Below are 21298 nucleotides of genomic sequence, written 5' to 3' on the forward strand. Positions count from 1 at the left end.
TGCTTTCCAGGTACGTTTGCCCCCGCCTTATGTCATCCGCTAACCCCCTCACTTGCCCCGTTCACCTGCTGCGGATCAACGCGCAGGCCGACACGCCCAAGTACCAGCAGTTGTACGATTCGGTCATTCGGAACATCGAACAGCGCGTGGTTGGGCCGGGCTGTCGACTGCCCTCCATCTTTGAGGTCAGCAGCGAGTTCGACATATCGCACGGGACGGTTGAGAAAGCCTACCGGTTGCTACAGGCCAATGGCATCATCAATTCGGTCAACGGCAAAGGGTATTATATCAAGCACACGGGCATCGATCAGAAGCTGACCGTTTTTCTGCTGTTCAACAAGCTGAGCGCGCACAAGAAGCTCATCTACGACGCCTTTGTGGCCAGCCTTGGCGCCGATGCTACGGTACAGTTGCACGTCTATTACAACGATTTTGAGCGCTTCCGCGACCTGCTACAACAGCAGGACGACCGCGACCTGACGCATTACGTAATTATTCCCCACTTTTTCGATCAGGAAGACAAAGCCCGGCAGTTGATCGATCAGCTACCTAAGCATAAGTTGCTGGTACTGGACAAGTTAATGGAAGGCATCCGCGGTCGCTACGCCGCCGTGTACCAGAATTTCAAGGCCGACATCGACAGTGCGCTCACGGAAGCTCTGCCCCTGCTGGCAAAATACCGACAGCTGACGATCCTGTTTCCCAATCAGACGTACCTGCCCAAAGCGATCCTGAACGGGTTCTTTGCGTTTTGCAGTCAGCACGGGTTTGGGGCGCAGTTGATTTCCAGTATCGATACGGAGCCCATCGAGGCCCAAACGGCCTACATCACCCTGATGGAAGACGACCTGGTGCCGCTGGTCAAGAAAATCAGGCAAACGCCCTATCGGCTGGGGCAGGAGGTGGGCATACTGTCGTACAACGATACGCCGGTGAAGGAGATTATCCTGGATGGCATCACCGTGATGTCGACCGATTTTGAGCAGATGGGCCGCACCGCCGCGCAGCTTATCCGCGAGAACCGCTCCGACCACATCGAGAACCCTTTCCGGCTGATTGTACGCCATTCGCTCTAGGTACGTTCCTACGGGAAGGAGTGGGAAGGTTGGCCCACGCAGGCGACACAATTTTATCTGGTAAAAATGATGATTGATGCATCGGCGCTTGTGAGTAGATAGCTGTTGCGGCCGTCTCTCCCCCCTTTACTGTAACCCTTTTCCTCCTACCCTATGGGCTCCTTTCTTGGTATTTTCTTCCACGCCCTCGGCGGCTATGCGTCGGGCAGTTTTTACATTCCGTTCCGGCGCGTGCGAGGCTGGTCGTGGGAGAGCGCATGGATTGTTGGTGGTGTAGCGTCGTGGCTGATTGTGCCCTGGCTGATGGCGTCTATTACGGTCACCGGTACGTCGGAGGCCATTGCGTCGGCGAGCACCAACACGCTCTGGTGGACCTATTTCTTTGGCGTACTGTGGGGCATCGGCGGGCTGACCTTCGGCCTGACCATGCGCTATCTGGGTATTTCGCTGGGCATGGCGGTGGCCCTGGGGTACTGTTCGGCTTTTGGAACGCTCATCCCTCCTATTTATGAAGGCCGTTTTGATGAGCTACTCTTCACTCGAGCCGGGCAGGCTACCCTGCTGGGCATCGTGGTCTGCCTCATCGGGATTGCCATTTGTGGGCTGGCGGGCGTTCGGAAAGAGCGCGAGCTGAGCGCCGAAGAACAGAAAGCTGCCGTGGCCGAATTCGACCTGCGCAAAGGCATCCTGATCGCTACCGTGTCGGGCGTGCTGAGCGCCTGTTTTGCCTTCGGACTAAGCGCGGGCAAGCCCATTGCCGAAGCCGTGGTAAAGCTGGGCACCGACCCGCTCTGGCAAAACAACGCGATCTACCCCGTGTTGCTGGCGGGTGGCCTCACCACCAACCTGATCTGGTGCATGGTGCTTAACAGCCGCAACAAGAGTTTCGGCGATTATACCGATCGCAACGCCCCACTGGGCAACAACTACGGCTGGGCCCTGCTGGCGGGCACCACCTGGTATTTCCAGTTTTTCTTCTACGGCATGGGCGACACGTACCTGGGCGACGAATTCCGCTTTGCCGGCTGGACCATGCACATGGCGTTCATCATTCTGTTCAGTACGCTCTGGGGTCTGTATCTGAACGAATGGAAAGGAGCAAGCCCCAAAACCCTGACTACCGTCTATATCGGCCTCGGCCTGATTATCCTCTCCACGGTCCTGATCGGCATGGGTAGTCAGTTGTAGCGATAAAATAGCACCACCACGGCGGACCGTGCGGTGCTATCCATCAGCCGCCTCAGACCAGCTCGGTTTGCTGCTGCCAGAACTGCGAATAGATTTTGCCGCTTTTCAGCAGTTCCTTGTGGTTGCCTTCCTCCACGACATGGCCCTGTTCCAGCACCACAATTTTGTCGGCCTTGCGAACGGTGCTCAGGCGGTGGGCGATGATGATGATCGTCTTACCGGCTTTTCGGAGTTGCTGCACCGTCTGTTGCACGTACTGCTCCGAAGCCGAGTCGAGGGCCGAGGTCGCTTCGTCCAGAATCAGAATCTCGGGGTCGCGGTAGAGGGCACGGGCAATCGCCAGCCGCTGTTTCTGCCCACCCGACAGCGTCGCGCCGTTTTCGCCCAGGTACGTCTTGAAGCCGTTGGGCATGCGCTCGATGAAATCCGTGATGCCCAGGCTGCCACAGATGGTCAGGATGCGCTCCATGTCCGGGTCTTCTTCGCCGATGGCGATGTTTTCGACTACGTCACCGGCAAACAGATCGATCTTCTGCGGTACCACGCTCACCACCCGGCGCAGGCTGTCGCTGTGCAGGTGTTTGATGTCGTATTCGCCGATGAAAATGCTCCCGTCCTGAATGGGGTACAGCCCCTGCACCAGTGACAGCATCGTCGATTTGCCTGAGCCGCTTTCGCCAACCAGCGCCGTGACCTTACCCTTCGGCATCGTCAGCGTGAGGTTATCGAAGACCGGCGCGCGCGACCCGTAGCGGAACGTAACCCCCTGAAACCGGATATCGCCGACCATATCGGGCCGCAGCTGCACCTTGTTTTCGTTCGATTCGCGGTCGAGGTCCATGATCTCGAACAGGCGATCGGCGGCAATCAGGGCTTCCTGAATGGGCCGGTTGGCCCCGATCAGGCTGGCGGCGGGGCCGGTAAAATAGCCGATGAGCGCGTAGAACGACAGCAGTTCGCCCGGCGTCAGGTCGCCCCCAAGAACGTACCCAGCCCCGGCCCACAGCAGGATAATCGTGAACAGGCGCGTCACAAACTCGGAGGCATTGCCGGCGTAGATGCCCGCGCTGCCCGTCTGGAAGATGGTTTGCAGCAGCATCACGAATCGGTTTTCGGTTTTCTGACTGGCAAACTGCTCCAGCCCAAACCGCTTGATCGTGGGCATGGCGTTGAGCGATTCGACCAGTTGCGCCTCCAGATCGGCCGAGTTTTCCATCAGCTTACGCTGGTAACGCTGGTTGAACCGGTTCATCACCCAATAGATCGCCGCATAGAACGGTACCACCAGAATCAGGATGAGGGCCAGTTTCCAGTAGTAGGTAAACATCAGCCCGAACGAGAAAAAGACGATCAACACGTTGACCAGCAGGCCCAGACCGACCTCGTTGATAAACGTCCGAATCTTGACGGCATCGTTGACCCGCGAAATCACCTCCCCTACCCGCATGGTATCGAAGAACGATTGCGGCAGGGTCATCAGGTGTTTGTAGTAGCCCAAAATGAGCGCGGCGTCGATGCGTTGGCCCGTTTTCAGGTTGAAGAAGCTGCGGGTGGCGTTGATAAAAATCTGCAACAGCAGCAGTAGAATCATCGTGATACTGAGCAGATTGAGCAGGTTTTGATTGCCGTTGACCAGCACGTTATCGACGATCTTCTGAATATAAATAGCCGAAGAAAGGCCCAGTATGGTGTAGACCAGCGCTCCAAACAGAGCCTGCCCCATCACGGCGCGGTGCGGCTGCATAAGCCGCCAGAAACGCTGCAACACAGGCACTTTTTCGTTGCCGATTTTAAACGTTTCGTCGGGAATCAGCAGCACCAGCAGGCCCGTCCAGGCGGCTTTGAACTGATCGGGCGAGAGATTGTGCATCTGCCCGTCGGAGGGGTCCATCACCGTCACGTGCTGCGGCGTTATCCGATACACCACCACGTAATGCTGCATGCGGCCATCGAGCACGTTCACGTGAGCAATGGCGGGTAGCGGAATCTTCGACAGGCTTTCGTAGGTCGCCTTCACCCCTTTCGCCTGGAAATCCAGCTTTTGGGCCGCTTCTACCATACCCAGCATGGTGGTGCCTTTCTGGTCGGTCGAGGCAATCTGCCGGATGCGGGCGACGGGCAGCACGAGCCGGTAATACGACGCTACCGACGCCAGACAAGCCGCGCCACAGTCGGTCAGGTCACGCTGCTTTACCCGCACGCGGGCGCTCAGGCTCCGTTCGGCTAGCCGGTCCTGGGCACGTTGCCAACTGGCTAATACGCTGTTTTTTAGTTGGTTCAGTCGATTCATGAGCGAGTTCCGCCCTCCTGCTGCGCCAATCGGTTAGACGGTGACGGTTTCGACTGAATGGCCGGATTTAGCCAGTCGTCGGCTTTGTCGTAAAGGAGTTGAAACAACGACCGGCGGGCTACCTGAAAACGCGTTTGCACGGTCATGCCCTTCTTGAGTTGCCCGCGGTAGCCGTTGCTCAGGCTCAGGTACGGCCGGTCGAGCTGGCAACGTACCTTAAACACCGGCTGGTTGTTGTTCATGGTAAAATCATTGGCAATGTCGAGCACCTTACCGGTCAGCAAGCCCCACTGGTTGTAATCGAAGGCATCGACTTGCAGACGTACCACCTGCCCCGGTTGCAACAGGCCGATATCTTTAGACGGTACGTATGCTTCCACAATGAGCGTAGAGTCGGGTGAGACAACGGCCATAATGTCGCCCGGCTGCACATAGCTGCCCGCATAACGCCCCGCCAGTTGGCTTGCCGTGCCCCCGATGGGCGCTTTCAGCACATACAGTTCCTGCTCTTCGGCGAGCTGTTTGGCTTCCGATTCGAGGTTGCTCAGGTCGCGGCGGCTTCGGGTCAGGTCGGTCTGCCAGTCGCTCCGTTGCTGTTCCACCAGGGTGTTGTAGCGGGCCAGAGCCGCTTTGTGCGCGTAAAGGGCATCTTCGTATTCGAGGCGGGCAATGACCTTCTGCGAATACAGCAGGCTGGCCGTCTGGTATTCACGCTTGCGCTTTTCCTGTAAGTTCCAGCTTTCTTCCACCACCGACCGGAACCGGGTGTACTCCTGCCGGTAGAGTGGAGCCGTCAGCCCCGCCACTTCTTTCCACGACCGGGTTGTAAGTTGGGTCAAATCCTGCACAAACGCCTGTTTTTCGGCCAGTTGCTGATCGATCAGTTGCTGGCGGGTAAGCAGTTGTTCTGACCGGAGCCGGAACAGCGGTTGGCCTTTTTTCACGGTCTGCCATTCTTTCACCAGCACCGCTTCAATGACGGCCCCGGCGGTGGCTTTCACTTCGCTGCGCTCTGAAATCGGGCGCACCAGTCCATTCGCCTGTACGGATACATCTACGTGGATAAACGGAAGGGCCAATAATGTAAGCGTGACCGCGCCTAAGACGGTGGTGTAGATGAGCTGACTCCTGACGCTCACCGTTGGCAGGTACGTTACCAGGCCGTGTGAAAAGTCGTTCTCGTTCATGGGGGCGTTGAGTTATTGGGTGTTGCACGTCATTAGGCTGCGCCGTCATTTATGGCATGCATCATCTGTTTTTACGAAAAAAAAAGAAGCAGGGATGTCGCCCTTAACTGGAAACTGATGGAACGGATTCCTGTTTCCCCGGGCTGCATACCTGCTTCCTACTTGTTACTCAATGGGTTTTATGGGCAACCCGGCCCCACTGATTTACGCACAATCTTACCGGCTAAAACTGAAATTAAAGCCCGTGGTTGAGCTGGTGCCTGTGTTCGTGGTATTGCCACTAAAGGCGAGGTAATTCCCGTTCATCAGCTCGTTACCGTTTATATCGACCAGATCCGTGACGATGATCGAACCGATGTTGCCGAGGCTGGTGCTATCGCCACCACCGTGGTTGTTGATCAGGTCTGTGGTTGAGAGTTCTTCGAGGCCAAGTTGGGCCAGTTCAAGCGTTTTCATAACTGTATGGCGTTAAGGGCAGTCGCTGGTAGTCAGACGTCGTAGCCACGATTCTTGACTATCGGAAACGACATTCGACTACCAAACCACCACCACTGAGATGAATTGACTTTGAGGATTCACGTTGGCCTTATTTACCGGCTCGATGAGAAACCGAGCAGCGTGGTCAGGTTGTTGACGATGCTCGTGTCATTTCCGCTGAAAAGCGCGTTGTCGCCGTTGAACAGGCTATTCCCACTTACATCGACCAGATCACCGACGGCAATGCTGCCGATGTTCAGGATGCTGGTGCTGTCGCCACCACCGTGGTTATTCATCATGTCTGTAGTTGACAATTCTTCGAGACCCAGTTGGGTCAGTTCGAGCGTTTTCATAATCGTAAGGAGTTAAGGGTAGCTGCCGGTAGTCCGGTTTCGACGGTGCGATTCATGACTATGCAAGCGAAACCAGACTACCCGACCACTACCACTGACATAAATTGATTGACTGAACTCAGGCTAACGTACCTGGCGACTATCGGCTGGTTACGAAACTCAGCAGTGTCGAGAGGCTCGTCGATGTGTCGGTTGAGTTACCACTGAAAAGCGCGGTACTTCCGTTGAACAGGCTGTTGCCACTTACGTCCAGAAAATCAGCGGCTACGATGGAGCCAATGTTACCAATGCTGGTGGTATCGCCACCGCCCTGGTTATTTATCATGTCGACTGTTGATAATTCTTCGAGGCCCAGTTGAGCTAGTTCGAGCGTTTTCATAACAGAAAGAAGTTTACGGATCGTCACCGGAGTCGGTCTTCGTGGATAGAAGAATATGACTAGTTCGACGGAGACCGACTACCCGATGACCTCCAATGACAATGATTGATTACTTCGGAACACGGACTTACCGATTAGCGATTCGACACGAAGTTGAGCAGTGTCGTCAGGTCGGTGACCGTGCTGGTTGAATTACCACTGAAGAGGGCCGAGTCGCCGTTAAACAGGCTGTTGCCGCTCACATCGATCAGGTCACCGATGGCAATGCCACCAATGTTACCGATGCTGGTGTTGTCGCCGCCACCGTGGTTGTTGATCAGGTCTGTGGTTGAGAGTTCTTCGAGGCCAAGCTGGGCCAGTTCGAGCGTTTTCATAACAATTGATCGTTGAATACTTAGTTGCCTACTCGATTCGCTTTTCGGCTGCCGCGGGGCTCCCGACCGTCCGACTGGCTGACTTAATTACTGTGCCCGCCGGGGTGCCGTTTGCTTATGACAAAGGTGGGGGGTAAATGCAGGCGAGCCGATAACGAGCGTTTATAGCTTCATAGCCCTCAGTTATAAGATTATAACCGGCCGCGAGCAGGGCCACTCAATAATTCTGCACTAGCCAGGCAATCCAAAAGCCGGTTTGCTTCCGTATACACTACACCATTAAGCCAATAGACTAACCTATTATATACTATGTGCCGACGCTCTACTTTTCCGTTTTTGTTGTACCCTAAATCGTTGAACTATGCAGATGCTATCGGAAAAGCTTCGTCGGCTGCGTCAATTATTCGGCTATTCGCAGGAATACATTGCGTTTAATATCGGTATGACCCAACCTGCTTATTGCAAATGGGAAAGTGGACAAACGCAGCCTTCGCTCACCAAACTTCAGGAGCTGGCTGGCCTTTATCAACTAACAATCGGTGACTTACTCAACGAAAACGATATCGCGCTTATCCAGAAACTGCTGGCCGATAGCCATTTTGCCGAGCGCCTGCTAGGCCGGGGCGGCGTCAGTTAATCATAAAAAGAGGAGAAAAAGGAGACGGGGAGTAAAGAGAGAAGGCAACGCTCAGGTACGTTACGCTTCTCTCTTTACTCCCCGTCTCCTTTTTCTCTTTCGTCCGCCCCTCCTTAATTCAGGATTTCCTCCTCTTCGGCGGGTGCTATCTTGGGCGGGATGTACCGTTGCGACGAATCGATGTAATAGCCGCCACAGTCCACTTTGTAGCCATTGGGTTTCAGAAAGGGGCTGGGTTTGTATTTGGTCAGGGTTTTGTCGGCGTATACTTTCTGCATGTACATGCCCCAGGCCGGCATGGCGAGCCGCGCTCCCTGCCCAAACTCGATGTTTTTAAAGTGAATCGACCGTTCATCGCCGCCCACCCACAGGCCCGATACCAGATTCTGGGTGATGCCCATAAACCAGCCATCCGAATAGCTCGACGTGGTGCCCGTCTTGGCTGCGATCTGATTGCCGTTTTCCAACAGCTTGTACTGGGTACGTAGGCGACCGGCCGTGCCGTTAGGATCTTCGGCCGCGCCACGCATCAGATAGAGCATGTCGTAGGCTTTCTGGCCGCTGATCACCTGCGTGGCGTTGAGCGTAAACCGCACCAGTTCGTTGTCGTTCTTATCCATGATACGGTAAATGGTCATGGGCTGCACCCGGTGACCGCTGTTGGCAAACGCACAATAAGCCGCTACCATCTGCATCACCGACACGTCGGCGGTGCCGAGGCAGAGCGTTGGGTTGGCCGGGAAACCGGTGGTGTCGATCCCAAGCGCCGCCGCCGTGCGGAGCACCGGCCCCGGCTTGGTTTTCTTGATCAGCTGCGCCGATACACTGTTGATCGATTGGCCCAGTGCCTCCCGCAACGACAACGCCCGGTAGCTGTAGCGTCCCGTTGAGTTTTTGGGTTGCCAGGGCGGGCCACCGTTGCCATCTTCGCCATGAGCAAACACCACGGGCTGGTCGGTGATGCGGTCGCAGGTAGTGAAGTAATTGTTGTTGAGGGCGGTGAGGTACACAAACGGTTTGAATGTAGACCCCGGCTGCCGTTTGCCCTGCGCCACGTGGTCGAACTTCATGTACTTGAAATTGACGCCGCCAACCCACGCCCGAACGTACCCGGTGGTCGGGTCCATCGACACGAAGCCCGTGTGCAGCAACCGCTTGTAGTACTTTAGCGAGTCGATGGTGCTCATGGTGGTATCCTTTTCCATCCGGCGGTTAGTGTACGTAAACACCTTCATCTTCACGGGCTTGTTCAGCTCGCGCCAGATGGTTTTCGTGTCGTCGCCATACACCGCTTTAAGCAGTTTATAGCGGGTGGTGCGCTTCACCGCGTTTTCGATGAAGTTGGGCATTTCCTGCCATTGGTTGCGGGCGTTGCGGAACACCCAGGGGTTGCGGCCGCGCCACTGCTCGTAGAATTTCTTCTGCTGATCGCGGATATTGACCATCACAGCCTCTTCGGCGGCCTTCTGCATTCGTGAGTCGATGGTCGAGAAGATTTTCAGGCCGCTCGTGTAAAGATTCAGGTCGGTGCCGTTCTCCTTGTTGTACTGCTTGAGCCAGGCTTTCAGGAAATCCTTGATGTAGGCGCAGAAGTAGGGCGCTTTGTTGGTGTTCTGGTTTTCGATGTTGAAATCGAGTTTCACCGGCCTGATTTTGTAGGTCACGTACTGATCCGTCGTCAGAAACTTGTATTTCTTCATCTGGCTCAGCACCACGTTGCGCCGTTCGCGGGCGCGGTCTTCAAACACGCGCGGATCGAACAGCGACGGGTTCTTGAGCATCCCCACGAGCAGCGCGCTCTCATCCACCGACAATTGCCAGGGTTCTTTGTCGAAATACGTTTTAGCGGCGGTACGAATCCCGTACGTGTTATTGCCAAACGACACCGTATTGAGGTACATCATGATGATCTCCTGCTTGGTGTAGTTGCGTTCGAGGCGCACGGCCAGAATCCACTCCTTGGTTTTGGCAATGACGAGCCGAATCACCGGTACCTTCCCTAACGCCCCTTCGTAGACTTCTTCGCGCGTGTTGAAGAGGTTTTTGGCGGTTTGCTGCGTGAGGGTACTCCCGCCACCCGTGCTGGCCGTGTTCTGAAACGTAACGATACCCGCCACAGCCCGCGCAATCGACCGGGCGTCGATGCCCGAGTGTTTCATAAACCGGGCATCTTCGGTAGCGAGCAGGGCCGAAATCACGTTGGGCGATACCTGCGTAATTTCAACGGGGGTACGGTTTTCGAGGTAAAACTTACCCATCTGCGGGCCGTCGTTGAAATAGATCGTCGACGCCACCTGACTTTTGGGGTTTTCCAGCGCTTTCAGGTCGGGCATGCCGCCGAAGAGCCAGAGAAAGTCGACCGATACGGCCAACACATACAGAATCAGTGCGACGAGGCCAACCAGGAAGACTTGCCAGATGCGAACAATGGTGGTGCGATAAGGCCCGGAGGCAAATTCGATCATGGGTTCTTTGGTGGTTCAATGTCCAATATTCAACGTTCAACGTAGTGTTACTGGCCGACGAAGCTGACCGTATTGGTCGGATGCTTCCGGCAAGACCGCTTTGAACCTTGGATGTGGGACATTGAACCTAATTTATTTCCGTTTCGCCGACAATTGCTCGGCGGCGACCTGGCGTTCTTTCACGTGGGAGAGTAATGGACTGGTGGGGTAATCGCGCACGAAGTCGCCCAGTGCCTGCCGGTAGGCGTCCACACCCCGTACCTGGCCCAACAAAATTATACGCAATAAGGCCATTTTGTCCATAATTTTTGACCCACCGAACGTACCCAGCGCCGCTTCGACCCGCGCCAGTGCCTCGGTGCTGTTGCCCGACTGGTACAACTGATACAGCGATGCGTAGGTCTGGCTGGCGGCGATTTCGTTGACCGGCCCTTTGCCAGCTCCTGCCGACGTACCCGCCGGGTTACCCGCCACCACGCCCGTCTGCCCAGACTCCGACAGCAGTTTGGCAAACGACGAGGTCGGGAATTCGGTCAGCAGTTTATCGCGCCAGGGCGAGGGTCTGCCCGCTTGCTGCGGCAAGGCCTCGGCCGACAGGTGCATGAGGTAATAGGCCTCGGGGCGGTAGCTTGAGTTGGGGTAGCGGGTCAGCAACTGATCGAGTACGGCGATGGCCTGTGTGGGCTGTTCCAGCTGGAATTTGTACAGTTTCCCCTGCCGAAACAACGCCGATTCGAGTTTGTCGTTCGAGGCTTGTAGTGCCTCTTTTGTGAAAGGCAGTCGGTTGTAGAGCTCGTCTTTCTGCACCTGCCGCGGGTTCAGCGTGTTTCTGGCAACGGGGTTGGTGCCCGGCTGGGGCAGCGGCGAGGCAGGATTAGTCGCGTTGGCCGGGTTGTTGCCACTCTGCGGGCTGCTGTCGCCAGCAAGGGCCGCCGTGGCGTCTTTGTTTTGCCGACGCCAGTTGTCTTCCAGCGGGCGGTTGCCCCAGATCCGTGTAAACTCCTGCCGTCCCTGCGCCAGTTGGTTCGGGTTATACAGCACCCAGCGCTGATCGGGCGAGAGGTCTGAATTGGTGGCCTGCGCCCCGTCGAGGTTCACGCGGCCGGTAATCTGTTTAGCCAGCTCGGCGCGGGCTTCGTCGTCTTTCTGGCGCTGGTCGATCACCTTGTCGAGCAGGGCGTCGAGCGCGGCCGGGTTCATCTGCACCAGTCGTTGCAGGCTGTCTTCGGTGTCGATGGTGCCCTGGTTCAGCACGAATTCGTCGAGCGTTTTTTTGCGGGCGGCCAGCGCCGTGTATTGGGCGTGGCCCGGCGGCAGCAGCGACAGGGCGCTGTCGTAGTAGGCCTGGGCTTTGGCAAAATTGCGCTTCTTGTCGAAATAGATCGAGCCCATTTCCAGGTACGTTAGCGGCAACTGCACCGACCCGCTCCCCGCCGACCGAACAGCTTTGCCGAACGTACTCAGCGCCTTGTCGTAGTTACCCCGGCGCGCCTCGGCCCGGCCCATCGTGAAGTAGATCTTATCTTTCAGATCGGAGTTTTTCCGGTCGTCGAGCATCTCGTCGAACCGGCGGGCGTTGCGCGTATCGTCGCCGTCGGCCTGCATCAGGTAGATATTGGCAAAAAACTCCTGGTCGTAGTTGGGCCGCGAGGTCAGCACCTTCTGAAAGTGAGCCGTGGCTTCGGCCGACTTACCCATGCCTTCGTAGAGCTGCCCGGCAATCAGGTGCAGCCGCGCCGTTTCTTCCGATTTGCTCAGGTACGGGAAGGTCGCGTCCAGAATCCCCGCCGCCAATTGAGGCTGACCGTTCCGCTGATGCAGGTACGCTTTGGTGAGGTAAAAATCGCGCGTGTTGGCCTTGTTGAGCGGCTGGGTACGTAGGTATTCGGCTACGGTGAGGCCATTCTGAAAATCACCCTGCTCGGTGTAGGCCCGCATCAGGTAAATAAGCGCCTCGTGCTTGTTGTCGTCGTCGGTGCCTTTGGTATTCACGTACTTGAACACCTCGATGGCATTGGGCAAATCCTGCCGGTAGAGCCGCGTTTTACCGATTAGTACGTAGGCATCGTCGACCCACCGGCTATTCTGGTGCCGCTCGGCCACCAGCGACGCTTTCTTGATGGCATCGTCGAGCTGCGCCCGCACCGGCTGACTGGCGGTCGAATCCAGCGGTAGCAGAATGGGTAACGTTTCGTTGTAATTTTCTTTCCGGTTCCTGAACAGGTACCGTTCTACCTCGTCGATGTCGTCGCGGGCCATCACGTAGGCGTTGAACCGGGCGGTGGTGTTGTGGTAGGCTTTACTCATGGCCCCGTTGCTGTGTTGCGAGCACGAAACGCTCAGGCCGGTCAGCAACGCCAACAAACCCAAAACGACAACGGGGTTAATTCGATTGATCTGCATTCGTCAGGACGTTCGTCGGGAAACTAGATTCGGTCGAAAACGGTAGAGCGGCTTATTGCGTTTGGTGTATACCGCTGGCTGGTCTGTTTAGCCCAATCTCAGCAAATAGTAAACCAATTTTAAAACGTTTATCGCTCACCCGAACGTATGACCGGGACTGAACCGATGGGCGAATCTACCATTTTTCCGACCATGAACCCGTCAGCCGACCCCAACAAGCCCGACCGCCCCGACGACATTGACCGTCGGCCGTCGGCGTATGCCCAATACAGCAGCATTGCGTTTCAGATGCTGGCCACCATCGGCTTGGGCGTTTACGCCGGTATGAAACTCGACGAATGGCAGCACAACCAAACGCCCGGCTGGACCATCGGCCTGTCGCTGTTTGCCATCTTCGCCTCGCTTTACCTCTTCATACGAGGCCTACCGAAAGGGCAGTAAACAGTATGCAGTGAACAGTACACAGTGGACAGTTTACTGCATACTGTCCACTGTGTACTGTTCACTGAGCTCTCACTTCCGCCACGTGAGGCTGTTGATGTTGGTGCCGACTTTTTTGCCTTCGGCCAGCCCGACTACATTGTCCTGATTCGTGTGGATGCCGCCCCAAAAACGGGACTGCGCGGCTTCTTCGGCCGTTGACCAGAACGAGTTAAAGGAACGGGATACATAATACACCTTGCGGGCCGAGTCGCGCGGGCGACCCCAGTGTGAGGTGTCGGTGAAACTGAACGACGGGCCATAAAGCGCTTCCAGCACCGTAGCGGTGGCACCCGACTGTACCGAGTGGCCTGAATAGAACGCCGGGAAAGGCGGCTCAGGCCAGAAGGGATTCCAGTTCGCGTCGATGTTGGCCCGGACGTAGGTCGACGGGCGTTCGCAGTGGTAGGTATACTTGGCTTTCCAGCAGTTGATGAAGGCGTCGGCCACGGCCATGCCCACGCGGGCGTAGGTCTCGGCCGTCTGGTAGAGATCGGCCTTGGCCGTGACGGCCACAATGCCTGCCAGACTATACGAATGCCCCGGCGGCGAAAACGTCTCGGTCGGGTCGTCGGCCCACCAGCCGGCAATGTTGCGTTCTTCCTGACTCAGCGATCCGTTTTTCTGGTACACCGCCGCAAACTCCTTGTAATAGTCCGACGAACGGCTGGTGCTGTAAGGCGTCATCGACGGAACGGGCAACGTGCTGTTCGCCAAGGCAAACGTGCGGTTTTGTCCCCAGTGCGGATGCAGCGGCGAGGTGGTCGTTACCTGCGCCTGTCCCGCCGCCGGGGGTACCCAAAAACCACTGCCACGCGGGACCACGTAGGTATAGTCGAAGTTGCGCTTGAATGCCTCGAAGCCGCCATCGGTTTTCGACCAGGCAAAGATAGCTTCGGCCACCGCCTTGCCATAGGCTACCGACCGGTCCATAACGGCTGCGTCGACCGTACCGGCAAACTGCTGATTGATAGCCCGTTCGAGCGAATCGATGCGGTTCATGCGAACGGCGTCGTTATACCCAAAATCGAACATCCGTTTCAGGATCACAGCCTGCCCGGCGTTGAGCGCCAGCTCGTATTGATAGGTTTTACCGGCTTCGGGAACGGGCAGGTTCGTCAGCCCCACCAATTGACCAGCCAGCGACCGATGCGCGGGGCTGCCGTGCACAACCGATTCGTACATCGTCAGGCCGATATAGCCCAGGGAGCGCGATCCATACGTTGGGCTGTTTCCACCCAGTCGGTACATGGTTTGCAGGGTTACCAGACCCCATTTTACGGCCACATTGTTGGTATTGGTAACGATGGGCGGCGGTCCCGGATCGGGGTCGGCTTCAGGTTCGTGCTTACAGCTTAGACACAGCAGCAGGAAAGCAAGGGCGAGTAGCGAATATCGCATAGAGTTGAGCAGAGGAAGAGGCACGTCATTACGACCCACCGAAACTACGATGCGTTGGACAGTTGCCAAAGGAATTGATTAAGAGGTTTGCCCCTCGGGTAGGCAGTTGATGAACGGCTTCGGTTTCTTTCGGTCTTCTTCTATCCGTCCATCCGGGAACGACCAAAGAGACCAACCAAAAACCCATTAATTGTCAAGGTAGTTTTGACTAATAGTGGGGCCAGATGCCTCTACTACTTTTGCATTGTTAACAGTTTGTCAAATAGCTGCCGTGTGGCGGGATCGCCGGGGCGGGAAGCATCCGCTTGTAGTAGTTTGCCACCCCGCCCTAGTAATACGTACCTGGGAATCGTTACGATCTTGAGCCGACGGGCAATCTCCGCATCGTACTCGTTGACAAGCAGGTAATTCTCGGCGTCAGCCAATCCCACCTGGCGTAGTGCTCGTTTCCAGGCGGCCGGGTCTTTATCCAGCGAGACATACACAAAGCGAACACCGCGTTTGCTGTAGTCGGCCTTTAGCTGATGCGAGTTGGGCATTTCTGCCCGGCAGGGACCGCACCAGCTCGCCCAGAAGTCGACATACGTCAGGGGTTGCGTTAGCGAATCGGTGAGCGATTCCCAACTCAACCCCTGTACAGCTGATACTGCCAGTAATTGGTTGCTTGGGTTCGGGACCGTTCGGTTCCTGGCTAGCAGATCCGTTTTCGTCGCTAACCCTTCTGACACGAAGCTTCGTAGAGCGGGATTGGTACTTAGGGCCATGAACTGATTGACCATCACGGCTAACGAATCGTGGTTGTCTTTAGACGCGATTTTCAGCAGGTCAAACAGGGCTATGTCGCGCGTCTGTCCGCTGAATCGGCTCACGCCCGTCTGGAACAGCCGAAACACATCAGGCTGAACATCCGCTTGGCCTTTGCCAGCCAGGTAGGTCAGGTAATTCAGTGCGGCAGCCCTGTACTCAAACAGGTAGAAATGGTCTTCGTCCACGCGAAACCCAGCCTCGAGCGCCTCGGTCACCGCCGGGATGGCAGTTGGAGGTGGTACCGCCTGCTTCGACTGCCGCCAGGGCGAAAAGTAGTGTCCCACCAGATCAGCCAGCCGTTTGTAGTAAAAACTAGCGCTCAGGTAAGCGGCAAAAGCAGGCCGGATTGGTGACTGTTCGGCCTGCTGCTTCAGAAAGCGCATCCGCTGCTCGTAGGCTTTCTCAATCTCGGCAACCCGATCCTGCTCGGTTTTCGCCGGGGGGCGCACGCTCACTTCATAGCCTTCATAAGTCCCCAGTCCCTGACTCATCTGGGCAAAGAAGTTCAGTTCCTTACTGCGCAGGGAGTCACCCGCGACAGACAGACGCGTATTACCTGCCTTGTCTTTGGTCACCTGAATGTGGTCGCCCGGATAAATCACAAATGAGGTGCTCTTACCATTGGGAAAGCCAGCCGGCTCATCCACGCTGATGATACGGACAGGATATAGAACAGGCAGTACAAATGACCCACTTTTCCCTTTGTTTACTTCTACCGGAGGCACTGGCTCCCTGAAAAAATCGGTATAGTAAAACTGGATCGGGCTTTTGGACTTCGGATTACTGACGTATAAAACGGCCGAGTCTGGGCGGTTCTGCGACTTTGGGGACACCTGAATCAGATGGCTTGGTCTCGACGCCGCCCCCATCAACAGCAGACTACAGAGCCCTAAAAGCAATAACGGCTTGGCAGACAATCGGAACGAAGTCAGCATAAAACGATTCGTGGTTTAGGAGAGGTATGTGGCCAAATTAAACGAAACAGGCCAAACTGTCACCACAAAGATTCTGCTTGTTCTATAGATAAGCTGACGTACCCTGTCCCCTATCCAGGGCCCAGCTGAACGTTATCCTGCCGGACCAACTCAGTGAATGCTGTTACCCAGAGCGTTGCTGAAGCCACTGGCGTTATACTTACAACGTACCTGAAGCCTATTACCTTACGACTGGGTACGTTCCCGCGCTTCGGCCAATTTCCACCAGGGCAGGTAGGGCTGATCGTGATGCTCGAAATGGTAACCGAAGAAATAGCACGACACGAACGCCCAGACGTGGTTGAGTCCCTGACTGCGGGCGTTGTGGGGCGGGTTGTCATGGTCGCCCCGGTGCGGCAGGTACGTGCCGAAAAAGAACAATTGAAACGTACTCAAAATAGCCGGGACCATCCAGTACAGAATCAGGTTTTCCATTGGAAACCACATTTTCAGCACATTGTAGGTAAGGGCCATCAGCAGCACTTGCCAGACGGTCACGTAGCTGCGGGCAAAAGCCAGAAACCAGAGCAGGATGTTGGCGTTGCCGCGGTGATAATCGGGGTCGTGGTCGGTGGCGGCGTGCTTGTGGTGCAGGTGGTGTCCCTTCGCCAGTTTCGCGTAGTTATTAAACGCAAACAGCGTGGTGGCTACCCAGCCGATGGCGTCGTTGAGGCGGCGGTTGGTCGGGGCCACTACGCCATGAATGGCATCATGCGCCGTAATGAACATGCCCGTGTAGAGGTGCGTTTGCAGCAGCACCAGCAGGTACGTGAGCGGGTTGGTCCAGTCGATGCGGTAGGTCAGCAGGAAGGTCAGCAGCCCGAACCAGCCCGCCAGAATCGCCAGCCCAATGGCCACGCCCCGGTACGGATGGGTCAGGTACCAACGGGCCGAAGCGTTGTGTTTGGGGGCGGGATACAGTTGAGTCGTAGGCATAAGGGGCGGCTGAACAAAGGCCAGTCTGCCGGGAAAGCTGGTCTGTTTCTCAACGGCTGCTTCACCCAAAATGTTCGCTACCTTTGTCACTTCATTAGCGCAGTTTACTCACTGTGTTGCCTTCGAACGGTCTTTTCTGACACTATGCGTTTTTCAACGGCACTCTGTGCACCCCTCCTGTTTTTCAGCACGTTCTCGGTTGTTGGCCAATCCAAACGCGCCCTGACGGCTCCCGCCATTCCTTCCTTTCCCGATCGCCCCAAACTCGTCGTTGGTATCGTGGTCGATCAGATGCGGTACGATTACCTGTATCGTTACTACGAGAAATTTGGGAATGGGGGCTTTCGGCGGCTGATGGACCAGGGCTACAACTGCCGCAACAACCACTACCATTACGCCGCCACCTACACCGGCCCCGGCCACGCCGCCATTTATACGGGCTCTTCGCCTGCTTTTAACGGGATTGTTGGTAACGATTTCTACGACCGTCAGCAGGGACGGCTCGTCTACTGCGCCGAAGATACCTCGGCCCGGAGTGTCGGTAATACGAGTGCGGCCGGCCGGATGTCGCCCCGGAACATGCTGACGACGACCATTGGCGATCAACTTAAACTGGCTACCGACGGGCGGGCCAAAGTGGTCGGGATAGCCCTGAAAGACCGGGGGTCTATCCTGCCCGCCGGCCACGCCGCCGACGCCGCTTACTGGTTCGACTCGAAAGATGGCAACTGGATCACGAGCACGTTTTACCGCAACGACCTGCCCGACTGGGTACGTCGGTACAACGACCGCCGCCTGCCCGATCAGTTTATCCGCCAGAAGTGGGAACTGCTCTTGCCCCTCGACAAATACACCGAAAGCACCACCGACGATCAGCCGTTTGAGGCTACGCTGCCCGGTGAGCTGAAGGCCATCCACCCGCACGAATTCGTGACGGTGAGCGGGCAAAGCCGTTACGAAGTACTTCGGAGTACGCCTTTCGGCGATCAGCTCACCAAAGAGTTTGCCCTGGCAGCTATCGACGGCGAACACCTCGGCGCCGACAACATCACCGATTTGCTGGCGGTCAGCTTTTCGTCGACCGACTACATCGGCCACGCCTTCGGCACGCACTCGGTAGAAATTGAAGACGAATACCTGAAACTGGATCGCCAACTGGCCGAGCTGTTCGATCAGATCGACAAGAAGGTGGGCAAAGGTACTTGGATGGCGTTTCTATCAGCCGACCATGGTGCCGCCGATATCCCTGGCTTTTCACAATTGTACCGCATTCCAGCCGATACCAAATCATACGGTGAAGCGGGTGAGGCAGCCCGCACGGCCCTCACGAAAGCCTACGGCCCCGGCAACTGGGTGCTTCAGTACATCAACCAGCAGATTTACCTGAACACGGCGCTGTTTGCCGAGAAAAAAATCGCGATCAACGAAGCCTACGAGATCGTTCGGGTGGCGTTGCTGGCCCAGCGCGGCGTCATCAACGTACTGAACCTGCATAATCTGGGCAACACCGCCTTGCCCGAAAATCAGTTGAGCATGTTACGTAACATCTATCATCCCAACCGGAGCGGCGATTTCTACGTGATGTTGCAGGCGGGCTGGTTTGAGGGCCGCAACCGGGGCACCACCCACGGCACCATGTACCCTTACGATACGCACGTACCGTTCCTGCTCTACGGCTGGGGCGTGAAACCCGGTCAGACGTTCCACCGCACCCAGATCGCCGACATTGCCCCGACGGTCTGCGCCATCCTGGGCATTCTGGAACCTAGCGGCTGCGTGGGTAACCCGGTCGAAGACGCCCTGAAATAAACTCTATTAATCATTCAAAAAGGCTGGCGCGTTGCTCTTGGGCAACGCGCCAGCCTTTTTTAGTTACGCAGCACCACTACACTATACGGCGGCAGGGTCAGCTGGCCTTTGCGGAGCGCGGCGGCCTCGTCTGACTGGAAAAGTACCTTTCCGAAACGGCGTTCGGCGGTGGGCAGCGAAACGGTGCTGGGTACGTTGCCAAGGTTGTGTACCACCAGCACGTCGCCCGTTTTGTGAGGCCGCACAAACGCCAGCACGCCTTCCTGACTGATGGCGCTGGGTTGCAGGTTCGGGTTCAGCACCTGCGCCAGCGCGGGCGTCTGGCGGCGCAGGGCAATCAGCTTCCGGTAATGATTGTAGAGCGATTTTGGGTCGGCCTGTTGCTGACTCAGGGGCGCCACGGTCGAGTCGGTCGAGAAGCGGGGCGTCTGCCAGCGGGTGCGATCGGTATCGGTAGCGCGGGTCGTCCAGAGAAACGGCTCCCGGATCAGTTCGTCGGGTTTGGTGCCAAGCATGCCCAGTTCTTCACCATAATAAATCCAGGGTTGGCCGGGCAACGTCAGCAGCAAACTCGCCGCCACGCGCATCCGGTTGGGGTCGCCCCCGACGATCGAGCCAATCCGGTTCTGATCGTGGTTGTTGACCATCGTGGCACTCACAAACGCGGGATTTGCCGCGCCGTAGGCCGCATAATCGGCCAGCAGTTTAGTCACCAGACTGCTATCCCGGCCAGTTCTGGCCATTTTTTGCAGCGCAAAGCAGGCGTCGAAATGGAAGTTAGCGGGCAATCCTTTAAAGTATGGCGCCACTTTGTCGGCCGTGTCCCACACTTCGCCCAGCAGCAACACGTCGGGTTTCGCGGTCTGCAACGCCTCCCTAAACTCCTGCCAGAACGCGTGGTTCTTGGCCACATCCCACTGCGGATAAATGTGCTTAGCGGCATCGAGCCGGAAACCATCGACGCCCACCTCCGTGAGCCAGAAGCGGCCAATGTCGTAAAGTTCGCGGCGCAACGATTGGTTGTCCATGTTCAGGTCAGGCATGCCACCCCAGAAGAGGCCGTAGTACTTCTCAGCATCGGGCGAGGCGCTTTCGCCACGCGGCGTATGCCAGGGGCGCAGCTCCCACGAGTCGGCGGTTCGTTCGCGATAGGCAACCCCCATGGAGTCGATGGCCCGCTGCGATAGCCAGACATACCAGTTGCGGTAAGGCGACTGCCGATCGGCCACGGCGGCTTTGAACCACGGGTGTTGGCTGCTGCTGTGGTTAATGACAAAGTCGAACAGCACCTTCATGTTGCGACGGTGTGCCTCGGTCAGCAGCCGTTTAAAATCGGCCATTGTGCCGTATTCAGGGTCGATGCCCCGGTAGTCGGTTACGTCGTATTTGTGGTAGCTGGGCGACGGACTTACGGGCGTTAGCCAAAGCACATCGGCCCCCAACTGTTGCAGGTAATCGAGTTTGGCCGTTATGCCGTTAATATCGCCGATCCCGTCGCCGTTGGAGTCGGCAAAGGAGCGAACGAAGATCTGGTAACCGATGCGGGGAGGTTGCCCTGCCGGTTGGTTTTGCGCCAGCAGCCGATGCGTGCTGACCAAAAAGAGGAAACAAAGTAAAAGACGAAGCATTGCGGTTGGCAGGGGATTGAACAGCCCTGATAAATCCAGTTTAGTCGTAAAATGAGTCTACAAAAGTAGCCGCTATCAAGCCCGCCGTCGTGCCACTTTACCAAGGCGGGGCCGTTCTCCTTTTTCTCTAAACAACTTGGCTATTAACTCATTACAACCAAAACCAGTAAACTGGTACAGCCAACTCGGCCGGCACCGGGCAAGATTAGCCGGTTAGGTAAGCAAGCAGCAGCCGTTGCCCGACTGTCGGTTGGCGTAGGGTACTACCATACGCCGTTCGTTTGGATTTGTGCGTAAAATGATGAAGTTTCCGTTCGGGCAGGCTTCTATCGGTAGGTCCGTAACGCATTGGTCAGGTGGGCAGCCGGTGCCTGCGCCTTTGTCTAGCGATTTACTGGATAAGTGCTGTCTTTTGTTGCCTGTTCATTGCATTG

17 protein-coding genes are annotated in these 21298 nt (G+C 56.5%); 5 read left to right on the forward strand and 12 right to left on the reverse strand.

Annotated features, from left to right (window positions below; all coding sequences use genetic code 11):
- Window positions 1-29 precede the first annotated feature (29 nt).
- Both ACAW74_RS17080 and rhaT read left to right on the forward strand, forming a co-directional pair.
- Window positions 30-1076, forward strand: a complete 1047-nt coding sequence (locus ACAW74_RS17080) for a GntR family transcriptional regulator (protein WP_370699428.1) — start codon at window positions 30-32, stop codon at window positions 1074-1076.
- Window positions 1077-1229: 153 nt separating this feature from the next.
- Window positions 1230-2264, forward strand: a complete 1035-nt coding sequence (gene rhaT, locus ACAW74_RS17085) for an L-rhamnose/proton symporter RhaT (RefSeq protein ID WP_370699429.1) — start codon at window positions 1230-1232, stop codon at window positions 2262-2264.
- A gap of 52 nt (window positions 2265-2316) precedes the next feature.
- Here the strand turns inward: rhaT and ACAW74_RS17090 are convergent, their stop codons facing one another.
- The 6 genes from ACAW74_RS17090 to ACAW74_RS17115 form a co-directional block, all read right to left on the reverse strand.
- Window positions 2317-4554, reverse strand: a complete 2238-nt coding sequence (locus tag ACAW74_RS17090) for a peptidase domain-containing ABC transporter (RefSeq protein WP_370699430.1) — start codon at window positions 4552-4554, stop codon at window positions 2317-2319.
- A complete protein-coding gene (locus tag ACAW74_RS17095) occupies window positions 4551-5741 on the reverse strand; it encodes an HlyD family secretion protein (protein ID WP_370699431.1) in 1191 nt (396 codons plus the stop codon). Before ACAW74_RS17095 ends, ACAW74_RS17090 begins: the two co-directional genes overlap by 4 nt.
- 216 nt (window positions 5742-5957) lie before the next feature.
- On the reverse strand, window positions 5958-6197 hold the full coding sequence (locus tag ACAW74_RS17100; RefSeq protein ID WP_370699432.1) for a hypothetical protein: 240 nt from the start codon (window positions 6195-6197) through the stop codon (window positions 5958-5960).
- 134 nt (window positions 6198-6331) lie between these two features.
- Window positions 6332-6571 carry a hypothetical protein gene (locus ACAW74_RS17105; RefSeq protein WP_370699433.1) on the reverse strand — a complete coding sequence of 80 codons (240 nt, stop codon included), beginning with the start codon at window positions 6569-6571 and terminating at the stop codon, window positions 6332-6334.
- Window positions 6572-6710: 139 nt separating this feature from the next.
- Window positions 6711-6950: a hypothetical protein gene (locus ACAW74_RS17110; protein WP_370699434.1), complete on the reverse strand. Its 240-nt coding sequence runs from the start codon at window positions 6948-6950 to the stop codon at window positions 6711-6713.
- A gap of 134 nt (window positions 6951-7084) precedes the next feature.
- Complete coding sequence (locus ACAW74_RS17115) at window positions 7085-7324, reverse strand: hypothetical protein (RefSeq protein ID WP_370699435.1); 240 nt, start codon at window positions 7322-7324, stop codon at window positions 7085-7087.
- A 361-nt stretch (window positions 7325-7685) separates the two neighbouring features.
- Between ACAW74_RS17115 and ACAW74_RS17120 the strand changes: the two genes are divergently transcribed.
- Window positions 7686-7961 carry a helix-turn-helix domain-containing protein gene (locus ACAW74_RS17120; RefSeq protein WP_370699436.1) on the forward strand — a complete coding sequence of 92 codons (276 nt, stop codon included), beginning with the start codon at window positions 7686-7688 and terminating at the stop codon, window positions 7959-7961.
- 113 nt (window positions 7962-8074) lie between these two features.
- Here the strand turns inward: ACAW74_RS17120 and ACAW74_RS17125 are convergent, their stop codons facing one another.
- Together ACAW74_RS17125 and porW are read right to left on the reverse strand one after the other, a co-directional pair.
- A complete protein-coding gene (locus ACAW74_RS17125; protein WP_370699437.1) occupies window positions 8075-10426 on the reverse strand; it encodes a penicillin-binding protein 1A in 2352 nt (783 codons plus the stop codon).
- A gap of 132 nt (window positions 10427-10558) precedes the next feature.
- Entirely contained in the window at window positions 10559-12829 is a 2271-nt protein-coding gene (gene porW / locus ACAW74_RS17130) for a type IX secretion system periplasmic lipoprotein PorW/SprE (protein ID WP_370699438.1), read from the reverse strand.
- A gap of 147 nt (window positions 12830-12976) precedes the next feature.
- Here porW and ACAW74_RS17135 point away from each other — a divergent pair, with 147 nt between their 5' ends.
- Entirely contained in the window at window positions 12977-13270 is a 294-nt protein-coding gene (locus ACAW74_RS17135; RefSeq protein WP_370699439.1) for an AtpZ/AtpI family protein, read from the forward strand.
- Window positions 13271-13342: 72 nt separating this feature from the next.
- On the opposite strand, the gene ACAW74_RS17140 is transcribed toward ACAW74_RS17135, so the two are convergent.
- The 3 genes from ACAW74_RS17140 to ACAW74_RS17150 form a co-directional block, all read right to left on the reverse strand.
- Window positions 13343-14710, reverse strand: coding sequence for a vanadium-dependent haloperoxidase (locus tag ACAW74_RS17140; protein ID WP_370699440.1), 1368 nt, complete (start codon window positions 14708-14710; stop codon window positions 13343-13345).
- A gap of 233 nt (window positions 14711-14943) precedes the next feature.
- Window positions 14944-16164 (reverse strand): TlpA family protein disulfide reductase, encoded by a 1221-nt coding sequence (locus ACAW74_RS17145; protein WP_370699441.1) that lies wholly within the window; start codon window positions 16162-16164, stop codon window positions 14944-14946.
- Window positions 16165-16677: 513 nt separating this feature from the next.
- Window positions 16678-17427 (reverse strand): fatty acid desaturase, encoded by a 750-nt coding sequence (locus ACAW74_RS17150; protein ID WP_370699442.1) that lies wholly within the window; start codon window positions 17425-17427, stop codon window positions 16678-16680.
- 144 nt (window positions 17428-17571) lie between these two features.
- Between ACAW74_RS17150 and pafA the strand changes: the two genes are divergently transcribed.
- Entirely contained in the window at window positions 17572-19236 is a 1665-nt protein-coding gene (pafA, locus tag ACAW74_RS17155) for an alkaline phosphatase PafA (RefSeq protein ID WP_370699443.1), read from the forward strand.
- A gap of 59 nt (window positions 19237-19295) precedes the next feature.
- Here pafA and ACAW74_RS17160 read toward each other — a convergent pair whose 3' ends face one another.
- On the reverse strand, window positions 19296-20864 hold the full coding sequence (locus ACAW74_RS17160; protein ID WP_370699444.1) for an alpha-amylase family glycosyl hydrolase: 1569 nt from the start codon (window positions 20862-20864) through the stop codon (window positions 19296-19298).
- Window positions 20865-21298: the final 434 nt, after the last annotated feature.

It is taken from the genome of Fibrella musci, from assembly GCF_041321105.1.
In the GTDB taxonomy this organism is placed as follows: Bacteria; Bacteroidota; Bacteroidia; order Cytophagales; family Spirosomataceae; genus Fibrella; species Fibrella musci.

Bases quoted from the DNA above. Each gene is read 5' to 3' on its own strand.
- ACAW74_RS17080 (WP_370699428.1), top strand. From the start codon at position 30: ATGTCATCCGCTAACCCCCTCACTTGCCCCGTTCACCTGCTGCGGATC.
- rhaT (WP_370699429.1), top strand. From the start codon at position 1,230: ATGGGCTCCTTTCTTGGTATTTTCTTCCACGCCCTCGGCGGCTATGCG.
- ACAW74_RS17090 (WP_370699430.1), bottom strand. From the start codon at position 4,554: ATGAATCGACTGAACCAACTAAAAAACAGCGTATTAGCCAGTTGGCAA.
- ACAW74_RS17095 (WP_370699431.1), bottom strand. From the start codon at position 5,741: ATGAACGAGAACGACTTTTCACACGGCCTGGTAACGTACCTGCCAACG.
- ACAW74_RS17100 (WP_370699432.1), bottom strand. From the start codon at position 6,197: ATGAAAACGCTTGAACTGGCCCAACTTGGCCTCGAAGAACTCTCAACC.
- ACAW74_RS17105 (WP_370699433.1), bottom strand. From the start codon at position 6,571: ATGAAAACGCTCGAACTGACCCAACTGGGTCTCGAAGAATTGTCAACT.
- ACAW74_RS17110 (WP_370699434.1), bottom strand. From the start codon at position 6,950: ATGAAAACGCTCGAACTAGCTCAACTGGGCCTCGAAGAATTATCAACA.
- ACAW74_RS17115 (WP_370699435.1), bottom strand. From the start codon at position 7,324: ATGAAAACGCTCGAACTGGCCCAGCTTGGCCTCGAAGAACTCTCAACC.
- ACAW74_RS17120 (WP_370699436.1), top strand. From the start codon at position 7,686: ATGCAGATGCTATCGGAAAAGCTTCGTCGGCTGCGTCAATTATTCGGC.
- ACAW74_RS17125 (WP_370699437.1), bottom strand. From the start codon at position 10,426: ATGATCGAATTTGCCTCCGGGCCTTATCGCACCACCATTGTTCGCATC.
- porW (WP_370699438.1), bottom strand. From the start codon at position 12,829: ATGCAGATCAATCGAATTAACCCCGTTGTCGTTTTGGGTTTGTTGGCG.
- ACAW74_RS17135 (WP_370699439.1), top strand. From the start codon at position 12,977: ATGACCGGGACTGAACCGATGGGCGAATCTACCATTTTTCCGACCATG.
- ACAW74_RS17140 (WP_370699440.1), bottom strand. From the start codon at position 14,710: ATGCGATATTCGCTACTCGCCCTTGCTTTCCTGCTGCTGTGTCTAAGC.
- ACAW74_RS17150 (WP_370699442.1), bottom strand. From the start codon at position 17,427: ATGCCTACGACTCAACTGTATCCCGCCCCCAAACACAACGCTTCGGCC.
- pafA (WP_370699443.1), top strand. From the start codon at position 17,572: ATGCGTTTTTCAACGGCACTCTGTGCACCCCTCCTGTTTTTCAGCACG.
- ACAW74_RS17160 (WP_370699444.1), bottom strand. From the start codon at position 20,864: ATGCTTCGTCTTTTACTTTGTTTCCTCTTTTTGGTCAGCACGCATCGG.